15 protein-coding genes and 1 pseudogene are annotated in these 23,653 nt (G+C 39.0%); 10 read left to right on the top strand and 6 right to left on the bottom strand.

The features are described 5' to 3' along the window. Positions 1-46 precede the first annotated feature (46 nt). Positions 47-1,420, bottom strand: coding sequence for a chromosomal replication initiator protein DnaA (dnaA, locus tag CS889_RS06745; RefSeq protein WP_089087211.1), 1,374 nt, complete (start codon positions 1,418-1,420; stop codon positions 47-49). A gap of 152 nt (positions 1,421-1,572) precedes the next feature. On the opposite strand from dnaA, the gene CS889_RS06740 reads away from it, so the two are divergent. From CS889_RS06740 to thyX, 4 genes are read left to right on the top strand one after another with little or no spacing between them, the layout of a single operon-like run. Beyond that, positions 1,573-2,115, top strand: coding sequence for a nucleoside phosphorylase-I family protein (locus tag CS889_RS06740; protein ID WP_089087210.1), 543 nt, complete (start codon positions 1,573-1,575; stop codon positions 2,113-2,115). 34 nt (positions 2,116-2,149) lie between these two features. Continuing rightward, positions 2,150-2,389, top strand: a complete 240-nt coding sequence (locus CS889_RS06735) for a DUF2443 domain-containing protein (protein WP_000461837.1) — start codon at positions 2,150-2,152, stop codon at positions 2,387-2,389. Continuing rightward, positions 2,390-4,183 (top strand): glutamine--fructose-6-phosphate transaminase (isomerizing), encoded by a 1,794-nt coding sequence (gene glmS / locus CS889_RS06730; RefSeq protein ID WP_089087209.1) that lies wholly within the window; start codon positions 2,390-2,392, stop codon positions 4,181-4,183. A gap of 23 nt (positions 4,184-4,206) precedes the next feature. After that, positions 4,207-4,833, top strand: a complete 627-nt coding sequence (thyX, locus tag CS889_RS06725; RefSeq protein WP_000451962.1) for an FAD-dependent thymidylate synthase — start codon at positions 4,207-4,209, stop codon at positions 4,831-4,833. Between the two features lie 955 nt (positions 4,834-5,788). Here the strand turns inward: thyX and CS889_RS06705 are convergent. Together CS889_RS06705 and CS889_RS06700 are read right to left on the bottom strand one after the other, a co-directional pair. Beyond that, the gene (locus tag CS889_RS06705; protein WP_089087207.1) at positions 5,789-6,976 is read right to left on the bottom strand and encodes a restriction endonuclease subunit S; all 1,188 of its coding nucleotides are present in this window, start codon (positions 6,974-6,976) and stop codon (positions 5,789-5,791) included. A gap of 7 nt (positions 6,977-6,983) precedes the next feature. Then, a pseudogene (locus tag CS889_RS06700) lies at positions 6,984-9,438 on the bottom strand (type I restriction-modification system subunit M). A 69-nt stretch (positions 9,439-9,507) separates the two neighbouring features. Between CS889_RS06700 and CS889_RS06695 the strand changes: the two are divergent. Both CS889_RS06695 and CS889_RS06690 read left to right on the top strand, forming a co-directional pair. Further along, the gene (locus CS889_RS06695; protein ID WP_172825133.1) at positions 9,508-12,483 is read left to right on the top strand and encodes a type I restriction endonuclease subunit R; all 2,976 of its coding nucleotides are present in this window, start codon (positions 9,508-9,510) and stop codon (positions 12,481-12,483) included. After that, positions 12,483-13,190 carry a YgjP family zinc-dependent metalloprotease gene (locus CS889_RS06690; protein ID WP_089087205.1) on the top strand — a complete coding sequence of 236 codons (708 nt, stop codon included), beginning with the start codon at positions 12,483-12,485 and terminating at the stop codon, positions 13,188-13,190. Before CS889_RS06695 ends, CS889_RS06690 begins: the two co-directional genes overlap by 1 nt. A gap of 85 nt (positions 13,191-13,275) precedes the next feature. Here CS889_RS06690 and CS889_RS06685 read toward each other — a convergent pair whose 3' ends face one another. Further along, positions 13,276-15,801, bottom strand: a complete 2,526-nt coding sequence (locus CS889_RS06685; protein ID WP_089087204.1) for a TonB-dependent receptor family protein — start codon at positions 15,799-15,801, stop codon at positions 13,276-13,278. A 535-nt stretch (positions 15,802-16,336) separates the two neighbouring features. Then, complete coding sequence (rocF, locus tag CS889_RS06680) at positions 16,337-17,305, bottom strand: arginase (RefSeq protein ID WP_089087203.1); 969 nt, start codon at positions 17,303-17,305, stop codon at positions 16,337-16,339. Positions 17,306-17,511: 206 nt separating this feature from the next. On the opposite strand from rocF, the gene CS889_RS06675 reads away from it, so the two are divergent. The 3 genes from CS889_RS06675 to CS889_RS06665 all read left to right on the top strand — a co-directional run bounded on the left by CS889_RS06675 (position 17,512) and on the right by CS889_RS06665 (position 21,871). Next, positions 17,512-18,654 carry an alanine dehydrogenase gene (locus CS889_RS06675; protein WP_089087202.1) on the top strand — a complete coding sequence of 381 codons (1,143 nt, stop codon included), beginning with the start codon at positions 17,512-17,514 and terminating at the stop codon, positions 18,652-18,654. A 269-nt stretch (positions 18,655-18,923) separates the two neighbouring features. Further along, entirely contained in the window at positions 18,924-20,021 is a 1,098-nt protein-coding gene (locus CS889_RS06670; RefSeq protein ID WP_089087201.1) for an NAD(P)-dependent alcohol dehydrogenase, read from the top strand. 137 nt (positions 20,022-20,158) lie between these two features. Next, entirely contained in the window at positions 20,159-21,871 is a 1,713-nt protein-coding gene (locus CS889_RS06665; RefSeq protein WP_089087200.1) for a DUF262 domain-containing protein, read from the top strand. Positions 21,872-21,881: 10 nt separating this feature from the next. Here CS889_RS06665 and CS889_RS06660 read toward each other — a convergent pair whose 3' ends face one another. After that, positions 21,882-22,610, bottom strand: coding sequence for an outer membrane protein (locus CS889_RS06660; RefSeq protein WP_089087199.1), 729 nt, complete (start codon positions 22,608-22,610; stop codon positions 21,882-21,884). A 153-nt stretch (positions 22,611-22,763) separates the two neighbouring features. On the opposite strand from CS889_RS06660, the gene CS889_RS06655 reads away from it, so the two are divergent. After that, positions 22,764-23,648, top strand: a complete 885-nt coding sequence (locus CS889_RS06655; RefSeq protein ID WP_172825132.1) for an NAD(+)/NADH kinase — start codon at positions 22,764-22,766, stop codon at positions 23,646-23,648. Positions 23,649-23,653: the final 5 nt, after the last annotated feature.

The raw sequence follows: 23,653 nt of genomic DNA, 5'->3' as shown, positions 1-23,653 counted from the left end.
GGGATTTGAAAAAGAGTGAATGAAACGCTTTTTGATAAGCCTTTTTTCATTCACTTGAATTGAAAGCGGTTTTTTTGTCGTTCAGTTCGTTCAAGCGGTTTTTGATTTCTTCTCTAAGGCTTAAAATAAAAGGGCTTTTTTCTTCTTCAAGCATTTTTTTAACGCTAGAATACATTTTGGAAATGCTTGAATGATCCTTTAAATCCAAAAACTGAGCGAGCGAGAGCGTGGGGTTAGGGGTATAAAGCCTGGCGAAATACACGACTAATTTTCTCGCTAAAGCGACATTTTTTTGGCGCGAAGAAACTTTGATTTTGCTGGATTTGAGATTCAAGCTTTGCGCGACAGCGAGCAAGATATTTTCTAGGCTTGAGCCTTCAGCATGATCTTTTTGCAAATCTTCTAAAACGGTTTTAGCGAGGTTTAAATCAATGGTGGCGTTCATCAAGTTCGCGTTCACGCTGATTTTAATGATCGCGCCTTCCATTTGGCGGATATTGTCGCTGATGTGTTGGGCGATGTATTCCATTACTTCTTCGGGCAAAGTGATTTTATTGAGCTGGCATTTTTGTTTGACAATGGAAAGTTTGGTTTCTAAATCAGGGGGCATGACTTTAGCGGTTATCCCCCATTCAAAGCGCGATTTTAAGCGATCTTCTAAGCCGGCGATGTTTTTAGGCGATCGATCTGAAATCAACACGATCTGTTTGCTGTTGGCATGCAATTCGTTAAAGGTGTGGAAAAATTCTTCTTCTAGTTTGGGTTTTCCTTGCAAAAATTGGGCGTCATCTAACAAGAAAAAGTCGCAATGGCGGTATTTTTTTTTAAAAGAATCCATGTTTTTGTTGTCTAAATGCTTTAAAAAGTCTGTCAAAAAATCTTCTGAAGTGACTAACACGACTTTTTTATGCTTTTCTAGGGCGTGGTTACCGATAGCGTTTAAAATGTGCGTTTTGCCTAACCCTGTGCCGCCATAAAAAAGCACCGGGTTATAAGGGGGCGTATCGCTTTGGGCGACTTTTTTAGCGATTTCATAAACGGTGTTGTTGCATGAGCCTACGACAAAATTTTCAAAAGTGTAAGAGTCTTTGACGCTCGTTTTTACCGCTTTGTAATTGATATTAGATTGGGCGTTAACCTGGATTTTAGGCGCCACTTCAATACGCACATCCACGCTATGGGCTAAATGCATGCCGACTTTATTCTGGCTTAAAATTTCTTTAAGCAACGCGCCGTATTTAGCCGTAATCGTGGTGCATAAGACTTTGTTGGGGGCATAAAAAAAGGCAATATCGCTCTTGCTCGCGTTAGGGTTGTATTTGAGTTGGCTAAAGTAATTTTCATATTCTATGAGGCTAACTTTAGGATTTTGTTTGACTAGCGCCAAGATTTCTTTTTCAATATTGTTGTTGGTATCCATGGCGTTATTATAGCGTGAATAAGTGGTGAATGAAAAAGGAATGGCATGTGAATGAAATGTGAATGAAGCCTTAAAATTAAGGTGTTTCTTTTAAGGGTTTGTCTATAATGCTTGCTTTATAATAAGCTAATGGATGCAAAAAAAGGATTTTCATGCTGCTTTGCGCGGGAAGGAATGAAACTTTAAAAGGGGCGGTGCCTATTGGTGTGGGCTTGATAGAGAGCGCGATCAATTTAACGAGAATGTGTTTAAAAAACCCTGATATTAAGAGCCTTATTTTTATAGGGAGCGCGGGGAGTTATAGCCCAGAAACGGAGCTTTTGAGCGTGTTTGAAAGCATTCAAGGCTATCAAATTGAAGAGAGTTTTAGCCACTTAAACAGCTACACGCCTTTGGATAATTCCATTCACATAGAAACTAAAGAGCAGGCTCTTTTTGAAAGGGTGGGCATCAATAGCAGTAACTACATCCACACGAGCGAAATGTTTGCTAAAAAAATGGTTCAAAAGGGCGTTTTTTTAGAAAACATGGAGTTTTTTAGCGTTTTAAGCGTGGCTAAGGCGTTTTCTTTAAAGGCTAAAGGGATTTTTTGCGTGAGTAACCATGTGGGGCTTAACGCGTATAAGGAATTTAAAGAAAACCACGCCAAAGTCAAACAGATTTTAGAAAACATCATTGATAATTTAATAGTTTAGCTATCATGGAGCATTCTAAATTAAAGGCGATCACATGTTTGAAAAAATACGCAAGATTTTAGCGGATATTGAAGATTCGCAAAATGAAATTGAAATGCTTTTAAAATTAGCGAATTTGAGTTTGGGGGATTTTATTGAAATTAAAAGAGGGAGCATGGACATGCCAAAGGGCGTGAATGAAGCGTTTTTTACGCAATTAAGCGAAGAAGTGGAGCGCCTAAAGGAGCTTATCAACGCTTTGAATAAAATCAAAAAAGGGTTATTGGTGTTTTAAATGTGCGGGATTGTAGGTTATATAGGGGATAGCGAGAAAAAATCCATTCTTTTAGAGGGCTTAAAGGAATTGGAATACAGAGGTTATGACAGCGCTGGTTTAGCCGTATTGAGCGCTAATCGTTTGGAAGTGTTTAAAACTCAAGGGAAATTAGAAAACCTTAAACTAGAGCTTAAAAATAAAGAGTTTTTAAATTTTGGCGTGAGTATCGCTCATACGAGATGGGCGACGCATGGCAAGCCAAGCAGCACGAACGCCCACCCGCATTTTACAGAAAATTTAGCCTTGGTGCATAACGGCATCATTGAAAATTACGCGAGTTTGAAAAAGGAATTGGAAAATAAAGGGCATGCGTTTTTAAGCCAAACGGACACGGAAGTGATTGCGCATTTATTAGAAGAAACGCTTAAAAGCGAGGGCGATTTATTGAAAGCCTTTGAAAAAAGCATCAGCCTTTTAAAAGGGAGTTATGCGATTTTAATGCTCCATAAAAGGGCTAAAGAGAGCTTGTTTTACGCTAAATCTTCTTCGCCTTTGATCGTGGGCAAGGGCAAAGAAGGGGTGTTTTTTGCGTCCAGTTTGAGCGTGTTAGCCCCTAAAGTGGATCAATTTGTCGTTTTAGAAGAAAACAGCGTGGGGCAGATTTCTTTAGAAAATTTTAAAGATTTAAAACACATTGAAAACATGAAAGATTACGCTTTTGAAAACAAGGATTATTCTAAAGGCAATTTTAGGAATTATTTAGAAAAAGAGATTTATGAGCAGCACAGCAGTTTGTTGGAGTGTTTAGAGGGGCGCTTGGAAGCCTTGAATGTGTATTGTGAGATCGATCCTGAATTTTTAGAAAATGTGAATGAAATCACGCTGTGTTCTTGCGGGAGCAGTTACCATGCGAGTTTGGCGAGCGTGTATTTGTTTGAAAGATTAGCCAAAATAAGAGCGAGGGCCATTTTAGCGAGCGAATACCGCTACGCTAATTTTAAAAGCAACCCTAACGAGCTTTTTATAGCGATTTCTCAAAGCGGCGAAACCGCTGACACTTTGGAGGCTTTAAAATTAGCCAAAGCCCAAGGGCTTAAAACCATCAGTTTGTGTAACGCTCCTTTTAGCATGATGAGCCGCATTAGCGATCACACGCTTTTAATTAGAGCGGGGGTAGAAAGAAGCGTGGCATCCACTAAGGCGTTTTCTTCGCAAGTGATGCTTTTATGGCTTTTGAGCGTGTATCTAGGCAAACAGCTAGGGACCATCTCTAAAGAAGAAGAAAGAATCCAGGCTAAAAACATGCTCAATAGCGTGAATGCGATGAAAGTAGAGCCTAAATTGCATGAAAAGATCAAGCGCTTATCCAAACGCTACTTGCATGGGCATGGCTTTTTTTATATCGGGCGCGATGTGTTTTACCCGCTCGCTTTAGAAGGGGCGCTAAAACTTAAAGAAATCAGCTACTTGCACGCTGAGGGGTATGCGAGCGCGGAAATGAAGCATGGGCCTATTGCGTTGGTGGATTCTAACCTTTTTACCATTGCTTTATTGTCTAAGCATCTGTTATTTGATAAAACCAAAAGCAATATTGAAGAATTGAGTGCTAGGGATTCTACGATTTGCGTGTTAAGCTCTGAAATTTTAGAGATCGCTGATGATTTTATCCAATTAGAAGAGAGCGAAAGCTACATGGAGGAATTTTTCCGCATGAATTTAGCGATGCAGCTTTTAGCTTTAGAAATCGCTATGCGTTTAAATCATGATGTGGATCACCCAAGAAACTTGGCTAAAAGCGTTACCGTGGAATAAAAAGCGATATTAGGAGTCAAATAATGGAAGTGATTTGTAAGCATTACACCCCTTTAGACATTGCGAGCCAAGCGATCCGCACTTGCTGGCAGAGTTTTGAATACAGCGATAATGGAGGTTGTAAGGATAAGGATTTGATCCACAGGGTGGGGAATATTTTCAGGCATTCTTCCACTTTAGAGCATCTTTATTACAATTTTGAAATCAAGGGTTTGAGCAGGGGGGCGTTGCAAGAATTGAGCCGGCATAGAATAGCGAGCTTGAGCGTGAAATCAAGCCGTTACACTTTAAGGGAATTGAAAGAAGTGGAGAGCTTTTTGCCCCTTAATGAAACGAATTTAGAAAGAGCTAAAGAGTTTTTAGTTTTTGTAGATAATGAAAAAGTGAATGAAATGAGCGTTTTAGCTTTGGAAAATCTCAGGGTTTTATTGAGCGAGCATAACATTAAAAACGATTTAGCCAAATACGCCATGCCTGAAAGCTATAAAACGCATTTAGCTTATAGCATTAACGCTAGGAGCTTGCAAAATTTATTGACTTTAAGAAGCAGTAATAAAGCCTTAAAAGAAATGCAAGATTTAGCCAAAGCCTTATTTGACGCTTTACCTGGCGAGCATCAATACTTGTTTGAAGATTGTTTGAAGCATTAGTTTTAAACAATGCCGCTTAATAATACTCATTCTTTAAATGTTTTAAAAACGCCTTGTGTTTGATTAGATGAGATTTTAAGGGGGTTTGTTGTAGGATTTCATCACGCCCCATAGTTACGATATGGGGCAAACCACATAAAGGAGCATGTTATGCCAAAGACACATAACAAACGCTCTTGGAGATCATTATACTTTGAGTTTGCTTTTTTGGGGCTTAAAGTGATCGTTTCTGTGAAACGCTGATTTTTCTAAGAGCGTTCCCCTGAGTTGAAAAGCTTAGGGGTTTCCTTGTGAAGTGGGTTTGCCCTTGACTTTTGGGGCGTTTTATTTTTTTATCTTTTCATTCAATTTTTTAATCTTATTTTAGCGTTTGTAAAATTAAAAGTTTTAAGGGGGTTTGTTGTAGGATTTCATCACGCCCCATAGTTACGATATGGGGCAAACTACCTTGAAAGGATTTATCATGCGAAGAAGACATGATAAAAACTCTTGGCTAGTATTATACATTAAAATCTCTTTTAAGGGGTTTAAAGTGGTCTTTTCTATAGAAAAGTAATGTGTTAGCCAAAGTTCCCCTGAGTTGAAAAGCTTAGGGGTTTCCTTTAAAAAGCGGGTTTGCCCTTGACTTTTGGGGCGTTTCATTTTTCTATCTTTTCATTCAATTTTTTAATCTTGTTTTAGCGTTTGTAAAATGAGAAGTTTTAAGGGGGTTTGTTGTAGGATTTCATCACGCCCCATAAGTTCGCATTATGGGGCAGACCAACCTTGTAAGGAGCATGCCATGAAACACAAAAATGGCAAACGCTCTTGGAGATCATTATACTTTGAGTTTGCTTTTTTGGGGCTTAAAGTGATCGTTTCTGTGAAACGCTGATTTTTCTAAGAGCGTTCCCCTGAGTTTAAAAGCTTAGGGGTTTCCTTTAAGAAGCGGGTTTGCCCTTGACTTTTGGGGCGTTTATTTTTTTAAAACCCTGATTTTAGCGCTCATTAAATCGTGGTTTAAAGCTTTTTTGACGTTTTCAAATTGGCGTTTTTTGTTTTTAAGGCTAATGATTTCACTATCCAAACCGCTTAAAACGTTAGCGATAGCGGCTTGTTCGTTTAAATCTTTAGGGCAGAAAACTTCTTTATTTTTAATTAAATCTACATTTAAATTTACTTGTGAGCCTTGTTGCCCACTTTCTAGCCATTCTTTTTCTATATAACATAAAAAATAATATAAGTAATTTAAGTCTGTTTTTGGATTTTCAAAAACTACAAAACCATCATGAATACAAGTATCAATTTTAGTGATAATAGGCTTACCAATTGTCGCGCACATGCTCATAATCAAACTATTTTGTTTAACAAACCTGCTTTTTTCAATGCCTTTTTTAGAAAGTTTTTGGGCTGTTTTGTATAGAAAACGGCTATTTTTTGAAATGTCTGAAATTCTTACCCACCCTACATTAGAATTAGCACAAAACCATTTAGGATTTTCAATAGGTCTAGGCGATGCTCCCCTTTTAATCTCGGCAATATCCCCAAGCCTTACTTTTTGCCAAGCTTGATTGAAGCCTTTCAAGCGTTTTCTTTGGCTCAATAGTTCAAAGCTTAAAGCTTTTTTAACGCTTTCTTTTTTAAGAATGAGGGCGTCTAAAGAATAAAGATAACGATCCACATCGCTTAAAATATTAGCGATAGCGGCTTGTTCGTTTAGAGGGGGTAGGGGGATTAAAGTGTTTCTAAAATTATCATTATAAAGCCTTAAGATAGTTGTATGCTCTGTATTCCATTTAATATTAGAATAAGCATAAAATAAAAAATCATTTTTTACTAATGTTTCATCGTTGTCAATCCAAACAATATTTGAGTCTTGAAAATAAGCGGGTTTTCCGTCATAAATGACTGCCCTACCAATAGTTCCGGAAGCAGAAATTAAAATATCGCCTTTTTTTGGAAAAGAATATTTTGTTTTGTATTCTAAAAATAGCTTTTTTGAAATAAAGGCATCAGCAGTATTGCCAAATGTGCCTATTTTATAGAATGGAATTTCGCCATATGGTGTTGTTTGATGTTTCATAACTCTTTTACACATGCATGGTTTGCCAATATCCCCAAGTCTCACTCTTTGCCAATTTAAGGGCAGCATTAATGCGTCCATGCGTTTATCACCCCATTAACCCCAAATCTTTTAAATGCTCTAAAACTTTTGATTCGCTCTCTTTGACTTCTTTGTCTAGTTCTAACAAGCTGTTAGAATAGCTTGAAATGATTGTATTAAGGGCGCTAATAAAAGCGTTGATGCGTTTTTGGATCTTGTTTTCTAGGGCGTTTTTTAGGCTCTTAAGCCATTTGTCTTTGATGATGAGATCCTTAATTTCGCCTAGTTTTAAGTTTTTATATTGGTGGAACGCTTTTAATTCCAGCTCCTCATGGGCTTTATTTTTCATTTTTAGCGCCTTGTTTTTAGCTTCTAGCAATGCTAAAGCGGTTTTTAGGATTTTTTTATCTTCTGAATCGGTGGCGTTTTTTAGCTCTTTTTTCAAAACGCTTTCATTGATTTTCAACTCATCAAAAAGCCCCTCTTCGTTAGAATGCTCCTCTATAAATTCATCTAAAAGAGCTTCTTTTTCATTGAGGGCGTTTTCTAATTCTTCTAATTCTTTTGTTTCTTTTTCAAAAAAGCGTTGTTTGATCAAGTTTTTAGGGATTAGATCGCTTTTGTAGTAGGTTTTTTGAATGACAAAATCCGGCTCCTCTAAATAATTGGCTTTTTTGTTTTTGTCTTTTAGGGGGGTTAATTTCCTTAAATTTTTAGCGCTTATAAAGCCATTGAATGAAAGAAGAAACCAGTCGTCTTGCAAGACTTCGTTGTAGTAATCTTTAAAGAGCTGATACACGCCGTATTTGTCTAAAATTTCACCCTTTTCAAATTCTTTTAAAACCCTTGAACAAACGCTCTCTATTAGGGTTTTTGGGTTAAAACCTGGCTCTAAATCATTAAAAGTTTCAAATAAATCCAATCGGTCAAAAGCGCTTAAAACAGAAGCGTGGAAGGTTTGGTATTCTGAGCTTTGAATGATTAATTCTTTAATGTTTTCGCATTCTGTTTTTAAAGCGTAATAACCCTCTTTATCGCTCTTTTTAAACAGCGTGTTTTTAAGCTCTTTAAACACTTGAAAATAAGGGGCGTAGGCTTTTATTTCGTTTTTGGGCAAATAACTGGCCTTGTGGCTGTTAATTAATGCGAACAAGTCTTTCTCTGATTCTGGTTTGGCGGTAATGTAGCGTGGGATATTCAAGTTATAGTCGTTAGCGCTAATTTCTTCTAGGCTCACCATTTTGGAATAATGAGGGATTTCTTTTAAAGCGTTAAAAGTGTCTATCATTTTTTGGACATCTTGATCCCTCAAGCGGTTTTTATTGCCGTCTTTTTTAAAATCCTTGCTCGCATCGATCATAAAAACGCCCTTTCTGGCATGCGCGTTTTCTTTGTCTAAAACAATCACGCATGCAGGAATGGAAGTGCCATAAAAAAGATTAGGGGCTAGGCCTATCACGCCTTTAATATAGCCTTTCATTAAAAGATTTTTTCTAATTACGCTTTCAGCGTTCCCCCTAAATAGCACCCCATGAGGTAAAATCACTGCCCCTTTGCCTGTGTTTTTTAAGGATTTGATGATATGGAGCAAAAAAGCGAAATCGCCATTTTTTTCAGGGGGTGTGCCGTCTTCAAAACGATTGAAATGATCGTTAATGACTTGCTTGCTTTTAGGGTCTATGCTTAGCCCGTCAGTCCAGTTTTTCAAGCTAAAGGGAGGGTTAGCCACAACATAATCAAAGGTTTTTAGCATGCCATTTTCAGTAGTAAAAAGGGGGTTAGAAAGGGTGCTAGAACCCCCTTTAGCAATATCAGCATCAGCGCTATTGTGTAAGATCATATTCATTTTACAAAGGGCTGTTGTGGAAATGTCTTTTTCTTGACCATAGATAGTTAAGCCGTTTTTGCCGGCCAAGCTAGAAGCTTTTAGTAATAACGAACCGCTCCCGCAAGTGGGATCATAGATGCTTTTATCCTGCCTGGTGTTTTCATTAATGCCAAGCAAAAGGGATAACAAAAGCGAAACTTCGCTAGGGGTGTAAAACTGCCCTTTGGATTTACCGGATTCGCTGGCGAAATGGCGCATTAAATATTTCGTATGCATCGCCCAGTAAATCATCGTCTAAAGCCCCATGCGCGCCCAAACTCAAATCCGCAAAGATTTTAACCAGATTAGAAAGGGTGTCCATCATCGCTTTACCCTCTCCTAGCTTAGTGTTATCGTTAAAATCCACGCTGTCAATCACGCCTTTTAAGTCGTTTTGCTCTGCGATCTTGGCGATGATTTTATTGAGCTTGTCGCCTATTTCCTTATCGCCCTCTAAAGCGAGAATGTCTTCATAAAAACACCCTTGTGGCACTTCTATTTCGCTAAAGTTATTGTTTCTGGCTTTATCGCTGATGTATTTTAAAAAAAGCAGGTTCAAAACATAGTTTTTATACTCGCTCGCATCCATTCCGCCCCTCAAACTATCCGCTCCAGCCCATAAAGAGCTATACAATTCGCTTTTTTTGATCGCCATTTTAACCGCCCTATTTTGTTTTTAGGATTATAATATAAAGCGGTAAAAAGCGTTCTTAGGGGGTTTATGATGAAAACAGAAAGAGAAGTTCAAAATCAAATCATAGAAACTTTTAAAGCAATGGGCTATGCGTATTTAGGGGATTTAACAAAGAGCGATAATGAAAACATCAATAAAGAAAGCTTGAAAGCATGGCTAATTAAAAATCAAAAAATCAATGATGAAAGGTGGCAAAGAATTGAGCATAAAATCCATAGCGCTTTAAAAAACGATTTATACGAAGCGAATCAACAATTTTACGAGCTTTTAATTTATGGCGTGCAAACTAAAATAAGCCAGAATGAAAACACTCAAACGACTTATCTCATTGATTGGAAAGACATTTCTAAGAATGAATTTAGCGTGGCTGAAGAAGTGAGCGTTAAAGGGCCAAACATGAAGCGACCGGACATAGTGCTTTACGTTAATGGGATCGCTTTAGGGGTGCTAGAATTGAAAAAATCCAGCGTGAGCGTAGAAAGCGGTATTAGGCAAAATTTAGACAACCAGAAGAAAGAATTTATTAGAGATTTTTTTAAAACGATCCAATTGGTTATGGCGGGCAATGAAAGTCAAGGGCTAAGGTATGGCGTCATAGAAACTAAAGAAAAATACTACCTTTCTTGGAAAGAAGAGGGCGTTTTAAAAAATTTGTTTGAGACGATTGAATGCTTTTTAAAAAAAGAAAGGTTTTTAGAATTTATCCATGATTTTTTGATTTTTGATAAGGGGCAAAAGAAATGCGCCCGGTTCCACCAATATTTTGCAATTAAAAAAACGCAAGAATTTATCCAAAGAAAGGAAGGGGGGATTATCTGGCACACGCAAGGCAGCGGTAAGAGCTTGACTATGGTGTGGCTTGCTCAATGGCTAAAAATGAATATCCAACAGCCAAGGATTTTAATCGTTACAGACAGGAGGGAATTAGACGCTCAAATTCAAGGCGTGTTTTTGGGAATAGGCGAGGATCTTTATCGTGCCGACAGCAAAAAGGATTTGTTGAGCGTGCTGTTTGAAAATAAGGAATTTTTGGTTGGATCGCTTGTGCATAAATTTGATGACAACGACTTAGAAGACTTAAAAAAGCAACCTGTTTTAAAAGAATGGATTGTTTTAGTAGATGAATGCCACAGAACCCAAAGCGGCAAATTGCACAACGCCATGAAAAGCCTGCTCCCTAATGCGATTTTTATCGCCTTTAGCGGCACGCCTTTGTTGAAACAAGATAAAAAGACAAGTCAGGAAGTGTTTGGGGATTATATCCATTGCTATAAATTTAATGAAGCCGTTAGCGATAGGGTGGTGCTAGATTTAAACTATGAAGCCAGAAGCGTGGATCAATATGTCAGTAGCCCTGAAAAGCTGGATGAATATTTTGAATTAAAAACCCAAGGCTTGAATGAGGCGGCTAAAACAGAGCTTAAAAAGAAATGGGTTAATTTGCAAAAAGTTTTTTCCACTAAAGACAGATTAGCTCGCATTGTGCAAGATATTGTATTGGATATGGCAAAACTCCCACGATTAAGGAGTGAAAAGGGGAATGCCATGCTGGTGGCTGAAAGCGTGTATAACGCATGCCGGTATTTTGAACTCTTTTTAGAAACAGAATTAAAGGATAAGGTGGCTGTGATCACAAGCTATGAACCCAATATCGCTGATCTGAAAGATTGCGGGAGCGATGAGAGCGAAGAGAGTTACAAATACCGCACTTATTGCAAAATGCTGCAAAACTTTTTTAATGAAAAAGATGAGAAAAAAGCCCTTAATAAAATCAAAGAGTTTGAAGAAAAAGTTAAAGAGCGTTTTATTAATGAGCCTAATAGAATGAAGCTATTGATCGTGGTGGATAAGCTATTGACCGGTTTTGATGCACCAAGCCTCACTTATTTATACATGGATAAGAAAATGCAAGATCATGGGCTTTTTCAAGCGGTGTGTAGGGTGAACAGACTAGATAGCGAAGATAAGGATTTTGGTTGCATCATAGACTATAAGGATTTATTTGATAGCTTACAAGAAGCACACAGCGATTACACCAATAAAGCGTTTGAAAACTATGAAAGAGAAGACATTCAAGGGTTTATCTCTGACAAATCCCAAAAGATTAAAAAAAAATTAGAAGAAACTAGAGATCAATTAAAATCGCTTTGTGAAAGCGTGAAAGAGCCAAAAGATGAAATGGATTATATCGCTTATTTTTGTGGGAACGATTTAGAAAAAAACGCTCAAAAAAGGCGGTTGTTTTACCAGCTTGTTGGTGCGTTTTTAAGAATGTTTGTGGAATTGAACAATTTAGAAAAGCCCATTTATTCTAAAGAAGAAACGCAACAAATCAAACAAGAAGCGGAATTTTATAGGCATTTACAAAAAGTGATTGGCTTGAGTAGTGGGGATAGCGTGGATTTAAAAAGCTATAGCGAAGAGATGCGTAGGATTTTAGACGCTTACATTAAAACCACGGATAGCGAGACGCTAATCCAAATAGAAGATCAAGGGCTGTGCGAAGTTTTAGCCCAAATGAATGTTAATGATTTTAATAAGGCGCTGTCTCAAGTGTTTAAAAATGAAAGCTCTATGGCAGAAAGCATCGCTAACAACACTAAAAAACGCATTGTAGAAAAAGAAGCGAGCGACCCTAAGTATTACGAAAAATTATCTTCGCTTTTAAACGATTTGATCAACCAGTTTAGGGAAAAGAAATTAACCTATTTGGAATACTTGCAACAAATCCACGACTTAGCCAAAAAAGTTATTGATAAAGAAGATAAAAATTACCCTAAAAAGATCAACACTAACGCTTTAAAAACCCTCTATGATAATTTAGATGAAAATGAAGCCTTAGCCCTAGAAATAGACGCATGCATTAGGGGTAATAAAAAAGATGGTTGGGTGGGGCACAATCAAAAAGAAAAAAACCTTAAAATCGCTTTAAGAAAAATCATAAACGATGAGGGTTTGTTAGAAAGCGTCTTTAATTTAGCCAAACACATAGAGGAGTATCGCTAATGAACGCTTATTGTTTGACTTTAAATAATACCAACATCGCTATAGAAAAAAAGGATATTAAGCATTTGCACATTAGCGTTTGCCCGCCTGATGGCTCTGTGCATGTGTCTTGCCCCCTAGCTTTAAACGATGAGAGTCTTAGGCTTTCTTTGATTAAAAGGCTCCCTTGGATAAAAGAACAGCAACAAAATTTTTTAAACCAAAACAGACAGAGCCAAAGAGGAATGCTAGAGAGAGAAAGCCACTATCTTTTTGGGAAACGCTATTTGTTAAAGATTGAACACACTATAAAAAAACACTTCGTCCTCCAAAGCCCTAAATATTTAATCTTGCATGTCCATCAAAAGACAAGCTTAGAAAACCGCTTAAAAGTGTTAGAAAACTACTATAGACAAGTTTTAAGAGAAAAAATACAAACCTATATCAACCAATACGAAAAGATTTTAAACGAAAGCATACAAGGCTTTAAAATCCAAAAAATGAAACGGATATGGGGGAGTTGCAACACAACTAAACGCACCCTACTTTTTAACTTGGAATTGGCTAAAGCGCCTAGAAAGGGCATTGAATATGTGGTTGTGCATGAATTATTGCATTTCAAAGCGCGCCACCATAACGAATATTTTAGGGATTTGCTGAGTTTGTATTTGCCTGATTGGCAAAGGGCTAAGGCCAGCCTCAAAGAAACTTATTTGGAATATTCTTAAATGAAGACTTCACATTAGTGGAATTAGTGAAACCGCTAAAGTCTTTCACCTTAAACGCAATAATCCCCCTCCTTATTTAAAGCCTTTAGAAAGTGTAGTTCAAATACGCTGTAACCGATCTTCCAGGTGCAGGTTGCAAGCCTGCAGGGCTAGAGCCAATCCCTGTAAAATAATACTTCATGTTGAAAATATTATTGATTTGCAAGCTTCCTGTAACTCTGTGTCGTCCGTTTTCCCAAAAAATTTGGCTCACTTGGATATTCCACACCCAATACCAAGGCAAGAGCCCTTCATGCTGGGTCATACACCAAGCTTCGCATTGATAACCGCTATTAAGAACGCTTTCATAGTTGTTCCCCCCACTATAGTATTGCATCCCATAATAGCCTCCTGCTGCGCTGTTGCTAATCCCGCTATAAGCGCGGCTGTAAAAATAGCTAGAAATACCAATGGTGGTTTTACGCCAATTGTAGCGAGCGTCAAAAATGAACTGGAAAGGGCTTACAAATGGGAAATGCTTGTTATAGCTAGTCCCTTTTAGCACATCTCCGTTCAAGTCTGTTAAAGGGCCATGGCTAGTTACACGAGTGTCAATGTAGTTGAAAGCGGCATGGAATTGCAACCCTCTAATAGGCCTGTAATACAATTCCAGCTCCACGCCTTGAGAATAGCCATTAATGGGGCGCACATTACCTTTCATGGGCCCGCTCGTATAGACTGAATACTGCCCGGTGGCAAAATCGCGCGCCCAAATCCTAAAGTAGTCCGCATTAAAGCTGAACTTATCTTTATAGGTGTAGCGCGCTCCTGCTTCCACCGTGTCAAAGTGCTGGGTGAAATACTCCGCTCCTCCATAGCTCAAAACGTCTAATTGAGGCGGGACGAAAGAGCGTTGGTAGTTGAAGTAGGTAAGCACATTGTGATCGCCTTGCACAGGGATAAAGCCAATGTTGGTTGAGGGCATCCAATTGTTCATGTGCTTGATTTTTCTTAAATCCTTCTCAGGGATTTGTGCCCAATTAGCCGCATTTTCGTTGTTGTATTGCACAAAAGCGTAGCGCAAACCAGGCACGATGAAAAAGCGCCCGTCCCAAGCTTCAATGCGATCGCTTAAATAAACTGCTGTGTAATTGTTGCGCCAGTTATTCCAATTTCTATAAACGCCATGCTTGATGTGGGGTTTCCAACCGCTCATCACATTAGCGCCCTCACACAAGAATCCTGCCCCCTCACCGCTCGTTTTGGTGGCGCATTCATTGGTGTTTAAGTATTGGCGCTGTAAAAAAGTGGTGGTCATGAAACGCAAGCCCATGATAAAGGTTTGCTTGACTTTTCCGGTATTGACGATCAGATTCACTTTAGGCTCAAAAGCGTTGTTAATGGAGCGTACAGGGTTTTCTACTTCTGCCCAACCATTGTAGTTGGTGGCATAATAAGGCACAGCCAAGTTATACCCTGCCGGAAGTCCTGCCGCCCTGCATGCCGCTTCGCTAAAACAAGTAACCATGTTAGCGCTATTGTAGCTAGAGCTCACTTGAAAGTCCCTAGTCATCAACTGCCCATAGTAAGTGAAGCTAAAAGTCCCGCCCACTCTGTCTAAATCCCCGAAGCGGTTTTCATACACAGCCCCAAAGCGTTGTGAGCGCCCGCCTTTTTGGTTTAAGGGGCGCAAATTAGCGAAGCGGTTTATTTTGTAATCTTGCTCGCTGAGTGATCCCGGTTGAGCGATAGCAAAATCGTAGTATTGGTAATAGGCTTTAATCCCATTGTTTTCATTGATGTCATAGATCCCATCTAGCCAATAGTTTGAAATACTAGAGGGGCTATTGTCCCTAAAGCCTTGTCCTCTAACCCAGTTAGCTTGCGCTTGGATACCCACATGCTTATTGATCATCCCTCCGCTTCTCACATAGGTGTTATAGAGGAGGTTGTTGCCTAAAGACTTGATAAAAGAAGGATCACCGGTTTTATCAGGGGGAGCGGCAAAACCGGCGTTTCTAGCCTTAGCCCAATAAGTGATCCTTTCAGCCGCTTGGTTTTCCCATTGAGTAGGGATAGGTTTAGTGATGATATTGACAATACCCCCATAAGTGTTAGGCCCATACTGCACGCTGCCTCCACCTTTGATCACATCAATGCGATCAATGGCTTGAAAGGTAACGGGGAAAATGTCTAGCTCAATGTGAGCGTAAGGAGCCATATAAACAGGAATACCATTAACTAACATGAGCGTCGCATCGCTATGCCCTGAACCCCCAGCTCCAAAGCCACGGATTTGGATAGTAGGCATAGCCCCCACACCTGTCGCATTTCTAATTTGCAGACCCGGGACATTCTGTAAAGCTTCTTCAATGCTTTGGTTAGCTTGTTGGGTGAGCGCTTTGTTAGAGATCACCGTGCGGCTTCCTGTGTATTTTTTCACTTCTTCATCTTGCCAGCTCTTAGGCGCGGTAATCCCGCTATAACCCAAATTGACCTGCCCAGAATAATCGGATCTATCCTTTTTGCCGGCAGTAGAAACCTTGCCCAAAGTGTAGTCTTTATCCTTAGCGAACAAAGACTCTTGGCAAATCAAGCTGGCAGTTAAAGCCAACAGAACTTTTTTATGCAACGCAAACTCCTTATGTTTTGAGAGATTAAATGGTAAATTATTTAAGTTTTTTGAGTATAGTTATGCGAACGCCAATAGCAGTCGTAGGTAATAAAAACAAAAAAAACTTAATAACATGTAGGATTTTGTCATAAAATTTTTAAAATTTCATTAATCCCATGAAAATCTCTTTTTTTTTTTTTTGATTTCGCTTGGTTTTAGTAGAAAATACCTATTTTTGACACACAACGAGCCTCGCACGCCCTAAAACACAGAAGACATTCTTTTGTGTCAAATATGTATCAAATATTTGAGTGGTTTAACTTTTCAAAATACTGCCCCTTATAGAATAAAATCCATAAACCGATAATCTAGGCCTAAGCTTTAAATGACCTTAGGCGCTAACGCCCTAAATGATTATCTTTTTGTGTTTGCGTATATACCATTTTAGCCTTAAAATCCTTTGTCAAAAGGATTTTTGCGCTGATTTTTTCTTGGTGCCTCCTGTTTTTAGATCTCATTTTTCAAATTTTTTATCGTTTGGTTTGAAAAGCGATCAGCTACTCATTGCAAAAGATCGCTCCCTATCTTTAATCTTGCAGCGATTGATGATGAGATCCAAAATTTCTAAAACCTGCTTTTCTTCTTCGTTATTGTGTTTGACGCTCACCGTGGGGTTGTATTCGGTTACTTCAACCGCCCCTAATCGGTCTTTAAAACTTTCTAAAAGCAAGCCCAGTAATTGCCTTAATTCATCAAAACTCAGCCCGTTATTTTCACGCACGCCGGTAGAAGTGAAAAGCTTGCCATCCATAATGTCTAAATCCAAGCTAAGGTAAATAATATCCACCGCTTTTAACAATTCTTTGGTTTTTTGAACCACTCCTTGCATGTTTTCTCTTATCGCGCCCACGCTAAATAAAGGGATTTCTAATTCCTTAATCACATCTCTTTCGCTCTGTTCTGTGCTTCTTACCCCAAAATACACCAAACATTTAGGATCGATTTCTAACCCCCCTTTTTCCAACCCCAAAGAGCAAAGCTTTTGCCATGCCTTTTCTTCGCTCTCGCTCATGCGATTAACCCCGCTATGGACACGATTTAAAACCATGCCTAAAGGCATGCCGTGGATATGCTTTGTATCGCTGTCATAAGCCGTATGAATATCCGCATGCGCGTCTAAATACAAAATCCCTATTTTTTTGTCTTTATGAACGCTCCTAAAGGCTTGGAAAATCCCAAACATGTTCGCATGCTCTGAGCTTAAAATCAAAGGGAATTCTTTTTCTTCAAACACTTCTTGCATGCAAGGGATCAGGTTTTCTTTACAAAAAAGGTAGTAATCTTCAAAATTCTTAGCGTATCTAAACTCCTTATAAAGCACGCACCGCTCTTGAATGATCGTTTGCATGCCTTTAATCACATCGCCATGCGTTTCGCTCAAAACCTCTCTCAAACGCCTAACCCCTTTATCGGTGCCTCTTTTTGACGCTCCTAACTCCGCTTCTAATCCTACTAAAATCATTTTATAACTCCTTTTTAAATCCCCACTCATATTTTCCATTCTAAACTAAAATCAACAATCAATTATTAATAAGCAAATGGATAATAAATAGAACAATTTCATTGTGTAAAAGAGTAAAACCATTCAAGTTTTTGACAGAAAAACGCTCAAATAGTCTTATTGAGCGAATATAATCATAACTGACACTACTATTTAAAAGGATTAACATGACTATTGGGCTAGTCAAAGAAAGCATGGATTTGGAATCCCGAGTGGCTTTAGTGCCTGATGATGTGGCGCTAATCGCTCAAAAGGGCGTGGAGATTTTAGTTCAAAATAGCGCGGGCGCGAATAGCGGTTATAGTAACGAAGCGTATGAAAGCGTGGGGGCTAAAATCGTGGATTCTAAAACGGCGTGGGGGCAGGATTTGGTGGTCAAATGCAAAGAGCCTTTAGAGCATGAATACCCTTTACTAAAAGAAAAAGCGGCTCTGTTTAGTTATTTGGATTTGGCGTATCAAAAAAGCTTGTGCGAAATGTTTATAGATAAAAAAATCACTTCTATTTGCACTGAAACCATTGCCGGGCCTAAAAACGACTACCCTATTTTAGTGCCTATGAGCGTGGTGGCTGGGAGGTTGGCCGCGCATTTAGTCCAGCATTATTTACTGGCTTTAGAGCATGTTAAAGGGTTTATGGGTAAGGGGGTCATGCTAGGGGGTTTGTCGGGTGCGCAAAGGGCTAAAATCGTCGTGGTTGGAGGCGGTGTGGTTGGCATGGAGAGCGCGAAAGTCTTAAGCCAAATGGGGGCTAAAGTAACGATTTTAGAATTAGACTACGCTAAATTACAAAACCACCCTTATTATCATTTGTATGATTTAGAAGTTTTAAGCGTGAATGAAGCCAATATCATTCAAGCCTTAAATGGGGCGGTAGGGCTAGTGGGAGCGGTGCTGGTTACAGCGAGCCAAACCCCTAAAGTGATCTTAAGAAGGCATTTAAAACACATGCAAAAACAAGGGGTAGTCATTGATGTGGCTTGCGATTTAGGAGGGTGCATAGAGACCATACGCCAGACAAGCCATTCTAACCCGGTGTATGTGGAAGAGGATTTGTTGCATTATGGCGTGCCGAACATGCCAGGGATTGTCGCTAAAACGAGTTCTACGGCTTATAGCCATGCGAGCGTGCCGTATTTGTTGTATTATTTAGAGCATGGCTTGAAGGGTTTTTTAACAGCCAACACTAAAATCGTGGCGAACACGCTTGGAGGCTTGAGCGCTTATAACGGCTATATCACCCAAGAAGGCATCGCTAAAGCGTTCAATCTAGCGTTCAAATCGCCTCTAGAGATTTTAAAGGAGCTTTAAAAAAATAAGCTTTAGCAAGGGTTTTAAAGGCCGCTTTAAGGTAAGGGTTTTTCTTTAGCTTAAGAAAGCTTTAAGCATAAATCCCTTAAAATCCTTTCACATTTAGCCTTTAATAGTTTTTGTTAAATTTTTGACGGTTACAGAAACACACAAACACTCTTCTTTTGAACCTGTTTGACGGTTACAGAAACACACAAAAATCCCTTTTTTCCTTGTTGTTAAAACTACAAATAAGACTGAATGATACTTTGATGTTTTAAGGAGTTTTTATGCATAACGCTTGCAATTGTAACAGCCAACGAGTGCCTTTTAAAGGTTTTGCGATAGACAGCAAAGACGGGAAATTCCACGAATGGGAGCATAGCCGCCATGCCATGGGCGAATACGATGTTGTCATTGACACCCATTTTTCAGGAATTTGTCATACGGATATTCACTTCGCTCATAGCGATTGGTTGCCTGGAATTTATCCTATGGTACCTGGGCATGAGATTGCTGGGGTAGTTAGCGCGGTTGGCTCTAAGGTAACGAAGTTTAAAGTGGGCGATCACGCTGGAGTGGGTTGCATGGTAAATTCTTGCGGTGAGTGTCATACCTGTAAGCACGAACACCAAGAACAATGGTGCGAAAACAACAAAACCATTTACACTTACAGCTGGGAAGATTCTTTCCACAATAATGAGCCTACTTATGGCGGGTATTCTAACAATATCGTGGTGAGCGAAAACTTTGTGATTTCTATCCCTAAAGAAGCCCCATTAGACAAAGCGGCCCCCTTGCTTTGCGCGGGCATCACCGTGTATTCGCCTTTAAAATTTTCTAAAGTTACTAAAGGCTCTAAAGTGGGTATCGCTGGCTTTGGCGGGTTGGGGCATATGGCTTTAAAATACGCCGTGGCTATGGGAGCGCAAGTGAGCGTGTTCGCAAGGAACGACAAGAAAAAACAAATGGCTCAAAAACTAGGCGTGACTAACTTTTATACAAGCGTGGAAGAATGCAAAGAAAAATTTGATCTAATCGTTTCTAGCATTCCCACGCAATATGACTTGCTCGCTTACACGAAATTATTAAAATATGGCGGTGAAGTGGCGATCGTGGGTATCCCCCCAAAAGATCCGCAAAGGAATTTGGATTTTGGCGATTTGGTGCTGTTTTCAGGCAATCATAAGGTTTATGGCTCTTGGATTGGGGGTGTGAAAGAAACCCAAGAAATGATGGATTTTTCCGTCAAACATGGCATTTATCCTGAGATTGAGCTGGTTACCGGTCAAGAAATTGATGCGACTTGGGACAAACTCTTAAACGGGCAAGGGAATTTCCGCTATGTGATTGACATGAAAAAATCCATGGAAAATTTTAAGAAATAAACCCCAAAAACCCCTAAATTAGGGGTTCTTTTCTGTCTGCTCTAACAAAAACCATGCGTCTTAATGTATAGAAATATTTCAAAAAAAAAAACACTTTTTAATGTTATAATCTACCCCAAACAATATAAGGGGTTTTTATGGCAAAAATTGACAGCGATGAATGGTATCTAAAAAATACTTTAAAAGAAGAACTCTATTACCAAATCCCTATCTACCAACGCCCTTATCAATGGACAGAAGAAAACTGCGAAAAGCTTTTAGACGATTTGTTTGAATACTTTGAATACTATGAAAAGGATGGAAAAAGCGATTATTTTTGCGGCTCATTAGTCTTAGTCAAATCCGATCCCAATTCCAAAACCGAAACCTATGATATTGTGGATGGCCAGCAACGCTTAAGCACTTTCATTCTGCTGGCAAAAGTTTTAGCCGCTCTCTATTCTGAGCGTTTAACCGAAGAGAGCAAAGACTATTTGCAAGAGAGCGTGATTACTAAATATGGGAAAAAAGATCGGTTGAATTTTAACGCTATGGGGTTTAATTCTAAAAAAGATTTTCAATACGCCTTAACTTCTTTCAATGATGTTCCCATAAACAACAATAAGAATAATTACCTAAAGAATGCGATCTGTTTAAAAAACTATCTTAAAAAGAAAGAGATTGAAGACATTAACGATTTCATTGAGTGGCTGTATTTTAAGGTCGTCTTTATCACCATCACTTGCCCCGATGCAGACAAGGCGTTAAGGATTTTTAATGTTTTAAACGCTAGAGGTTTGCCCTTGCATGCGATAGATGTTTTTAAGGTGGAGTTACTAAAAAAACTCGCTAACAAAAAGGATCAAGAAGAGTTTGTGCCTCGTTGGAATGATTTAAGCCAAAAATGCTCAGACAATGATTTAAAGATAGAAACCTTATTCAGCTGGTATTTAACCTATCTCAATCCGGTAACTTCTAAAGAAAAAACGGAAAAAAGACTCGTTACTTGGTTTAAAAATCTTAATAAAACCCCCTTAGAATACCTTAAGGGCGTAGAGGATTTTTATAACGCTTATTGCGAAGTATTGGAAATGCAAGATTGGCATGCTCATTTGCTCTCGTATAAAGACGATGATCATTTGCATGTTATTTTGTGTGCTAGCATATTGCACCATTATAGCGATCAAGACATAAAGGCTTTAAAGGAATTGTTAGTCAAGTTTTATTACCAAAATTGGGTTGCAGGGCAGACAAGATCCACACGCAGCCAAACTTGTTGCAACATCATTAACGCCCTAAAAGAAAAGAAAAGCGTAAGATACATCGCTTCTATTGTTGTAAAAAAATATTTAGATGATAAAAATATCACTCAACGCTTTAGGGACAACCTACAAGACAGCAACTTATACACGAAATTCTACTACACTGGTAAAACGGCTAAAAAAAATTCATGGGTCAAGCCCATTCTCATTTTAGTCAATTACTTCATGAGCGATAACGCTAACCCCGCTTACATTAAAATGGATGACGATTTGCGTGTTGAACGCATTCTGCCCCAAAACCCCGATCCTTCAAGCCAATGGGTGAAAGACTTTAGCGAAGAAGAGAGAGGGTTATACACGCATTCTTTAGCCAACCTCACGCTTTTGGGGGGCACGAAAAACGATCAAGCTTCAAATAAAGATTTCAAAGAGAAAAAAGAAATCTACATGGGGAAAACTATCGCGCTAGACAATAAGAAAACTTTTAAGGTGATGACTTGTTATAAGATGACCATAGATGTTGCACAATACGCAGAATGGATGCCCACAAGTTTAGAAAAAAGGAAAGAAGAGTTGATTCAAAAAATTGAGAGCGTGCTAGTGCTCTAGGGACGCACCCCTAGAAAGTGAACACATAATTCACATACCATGAATACACGCGCCTAAACCCTATATCCAAATTTTTTGCAGTGATATAGGGGTTTTTCTTTAGCATGGGGAATTTCACGCCCGCTTCAATGCTGGAATGTTTTAAGATCCTTAAGCGAGCCCCCACATTGAATAAAAATTGGAAAGAAGTGGCTTTTTTGCTCACAAGGGTTTGTTCCACTAAAATGCCCTCAAAACTCGGCGTCGCCATAAGCCATGAATTGCCGGCCAATTGCACCCCACCAAAAGCCCCCAAACTCATGATGCCGTTATTAATGACATTGACCATTAAATCCATAGCCCCCCCATAAGTGAGCATGTTTGGCTCAAAGGTTTTGGGATCAGCAAGGCTCGTTAAGCGATTGATTTCTTGTTTCCCAAGAATTTGACCCGCCAATTGCGCCACTTCGCTATTATAGTTAGGGTTTTTAAGCCTAATGGAATTGGCATGAGCGTAGTCAAAAAACCCATAAAGGCGCAAGCCAAAGTGTTTTTCAAAGAAAAATTGATACCCTAAGAGCGCGTCAAAGCCTTTGATAGTAGCGTTAGTGGCTTGTTTTTGAGAATTAATATCCGCATGCATTTGGGCTTGCCCTTGCAAATAACCCGCCCCTAAAAAAACGCCATTACCATCCATGCCAGATACCGCATTCATAGAGACAATAAGGGATAACAAAGATTGAGAAAAAAATTTTTTCATGGATAATTCCTTAACATAGTGCTTAATTCTTAAAAAGAATACCCAAAAAACAATTAAAAAAGTTTAAAAAATGAAACATTGATCAAAATAAAAATTTTTAAGAGTTTCACACAAGATGATAAAAAAGCAATTAAAACCCCCTTTTTTAAAATTTTGTTTCAAGCTTTAAGCTACAATATACGCATGAAAGATTTAAACAAAACTATCGGCGTGTTTGTGCGGCCCACCCATCATCAAAACGCTCTTTTTAAAGAGCTAGAGCAGGCTAAAGAATGGGTTTTAAAGCTTTTAGAGGATGAGGGGTTTGAAAGCTTTATGATTGATAGCCTTGATGGGGCAAAAGACGAACGATTGATAGAAAAAGCTTACGCGTTTTTGTGTTTAGGGGGCGATGGCACGATTTTAGGCACCTTAAGAATGACGCATGCTTACAATAAGCCATGTTTTGGGGTGAGGATTGGGAATTTAGGGTTTTTGAGCGCGGTTGAATTGAACGGGTTGAAAGATTTCTTACAAGATCTCAAGCAAGATAGGATCAAATTAGAAGAGCATTTGGCTTTGGAGGGCCGTATTGGAAACACTTCTTTTTATGCGATTAATGAAATCGTGATCGCTAAAAAAAAAGCTTTAGGGGTTTTAGACATCAAAGCGTGCGCGGGTCATACGCCCTTTAACACTTATAAAGGCGATGGGCTTATCATTGCCACGCCCCTAGGCTCAACCGCTTATAATTTGAGTGCTCATGGACCCATTGTGCATGCTTTAAGCCAGAGTTATATTTTAACGCCCTTGTGCGATTTTTCTTTAACGCAACGCCCTTTAGTGTTAGGGGCGGAATTTTGTTTGAGTTTTTGCGCTCATGAGGACGCTCTTGTGGTTATTGATGGGCAAGCCACCTACGATTTAAAAGCTAACCAACCCCTATACATTCAAAAAAGCCCCACCACCACCAAACTCTTACAAAAAAATTCAAGGGATTATTTTAAAGTGCTTAAAGAAAAGCTATTATGGGGGGAAAGCCCTAGCAAAAAAAGATAAAAAAG

It is taken from the genome of Helicobacter pylori, from assembly GCF_900120335.1.
GTDB lineage: Bacteria > Campylobacterota > Campylobacteria > Campylobacterales > Helicobacteraceae > Helicobacter > Helicobacter pylori_BU.
Note: the sequence above shows the minus strand (reverse complement) of the source record. Positions and strands in the feature narration are given on the sequence as shown.

Excerpts from the sequence above, each read along its gene's own strand:
- dnaA (WP_089087211.1), bottom strand. The coding sequence starts at position 1,420 with ATGGATACCAACAACAATATTGAAAAAGAAATCTTGGCGCTAGTCAAA.
- CS889_RS06675 (WP_089087202.1), top strand. The coding sequence starts at position 17,512 with ATGACTATTGGGCTAGTCAAAGAAAGCATGGATTTGGAATCCCGAGTG.
- glmS (WP_089087209.1), top strand. The coding sequence starts at position 2,390 with ATGTGCGGGATTGTAGGTTATATAGGGGATAGCGAGAAAAAATCCATT.
- CS889_RS06705 (WP_089087207.1), bottom strand. The coding sequence starts at position 6,976 with ATGGACGCATTAATGCTGCCCTTAAATTGGCAAAGAGTGAGACTTGGG.
- CS889_RS06660 (WP_089087199.1), bottom strand. The coding sequence starts at position 22,610 with ATGAAAAAATTTTTTTCTCAATCTTTGTTATCCCTTATTGTCTCTATG.
- CS889_RS06740 (WP_089087210.1), top strand. The coding sequence starts at position 1,573 with ATGCTGCTTTGCGCGGGAAGGAATGAAACTTTAAAAGGGGCGGTGCCT.
- CS889_RS06735 (WP_000461837.1), top strand. The coding sequence starts at position 2,150 with ATGTTTGAAAAAATACGCAAGATTTTAGCGGATATTGAAGATTCGCAA.
- CS889_RS06695 (WP_172825133.1), top strand. The coding sequence starts at position 9,508 with ATGAAAACAGAAAGAGAAGTTCAAAATCAAATCATAGAAACTTTTAAA.
- CS889_RS06670 (WP_089087201.1), top strand. The coding sequence starts at position 18,924 with ATGCATAACGCTTGCAATTGTAACAGCCAACGAGTGCCTTTTAAAGGT.
- CS889_RS06690 (WP_089087205.1), top strand. The coding sequence starts at position 12,483 with ATGAACGCTTATTGTTTGACTTTAAATAATACCAACATCGCTATAGAA.
- rocF (WP_089087203.1), bottom strand. The coding sequence starts at position 17,305 with ATGATTTTAGTAGGATTAGAAGCGGAGTTAGGAGCGTCAAAAAGAGGC.
- CS889_RS06665 (WP_089087200.1), top strand. The coding sequence starts at position 20,159 with ATGGCAAAAATTGACAGCGATGAATGGTATCTAAAAAATACTTTAAAA.
- thyX (WP_000451962.1), top strand. The coding sequence starts at position 4,207 with ATGGAAGTGATTTGTAAGCATTACACCCCTTTAGACATTGCGAGCCAA.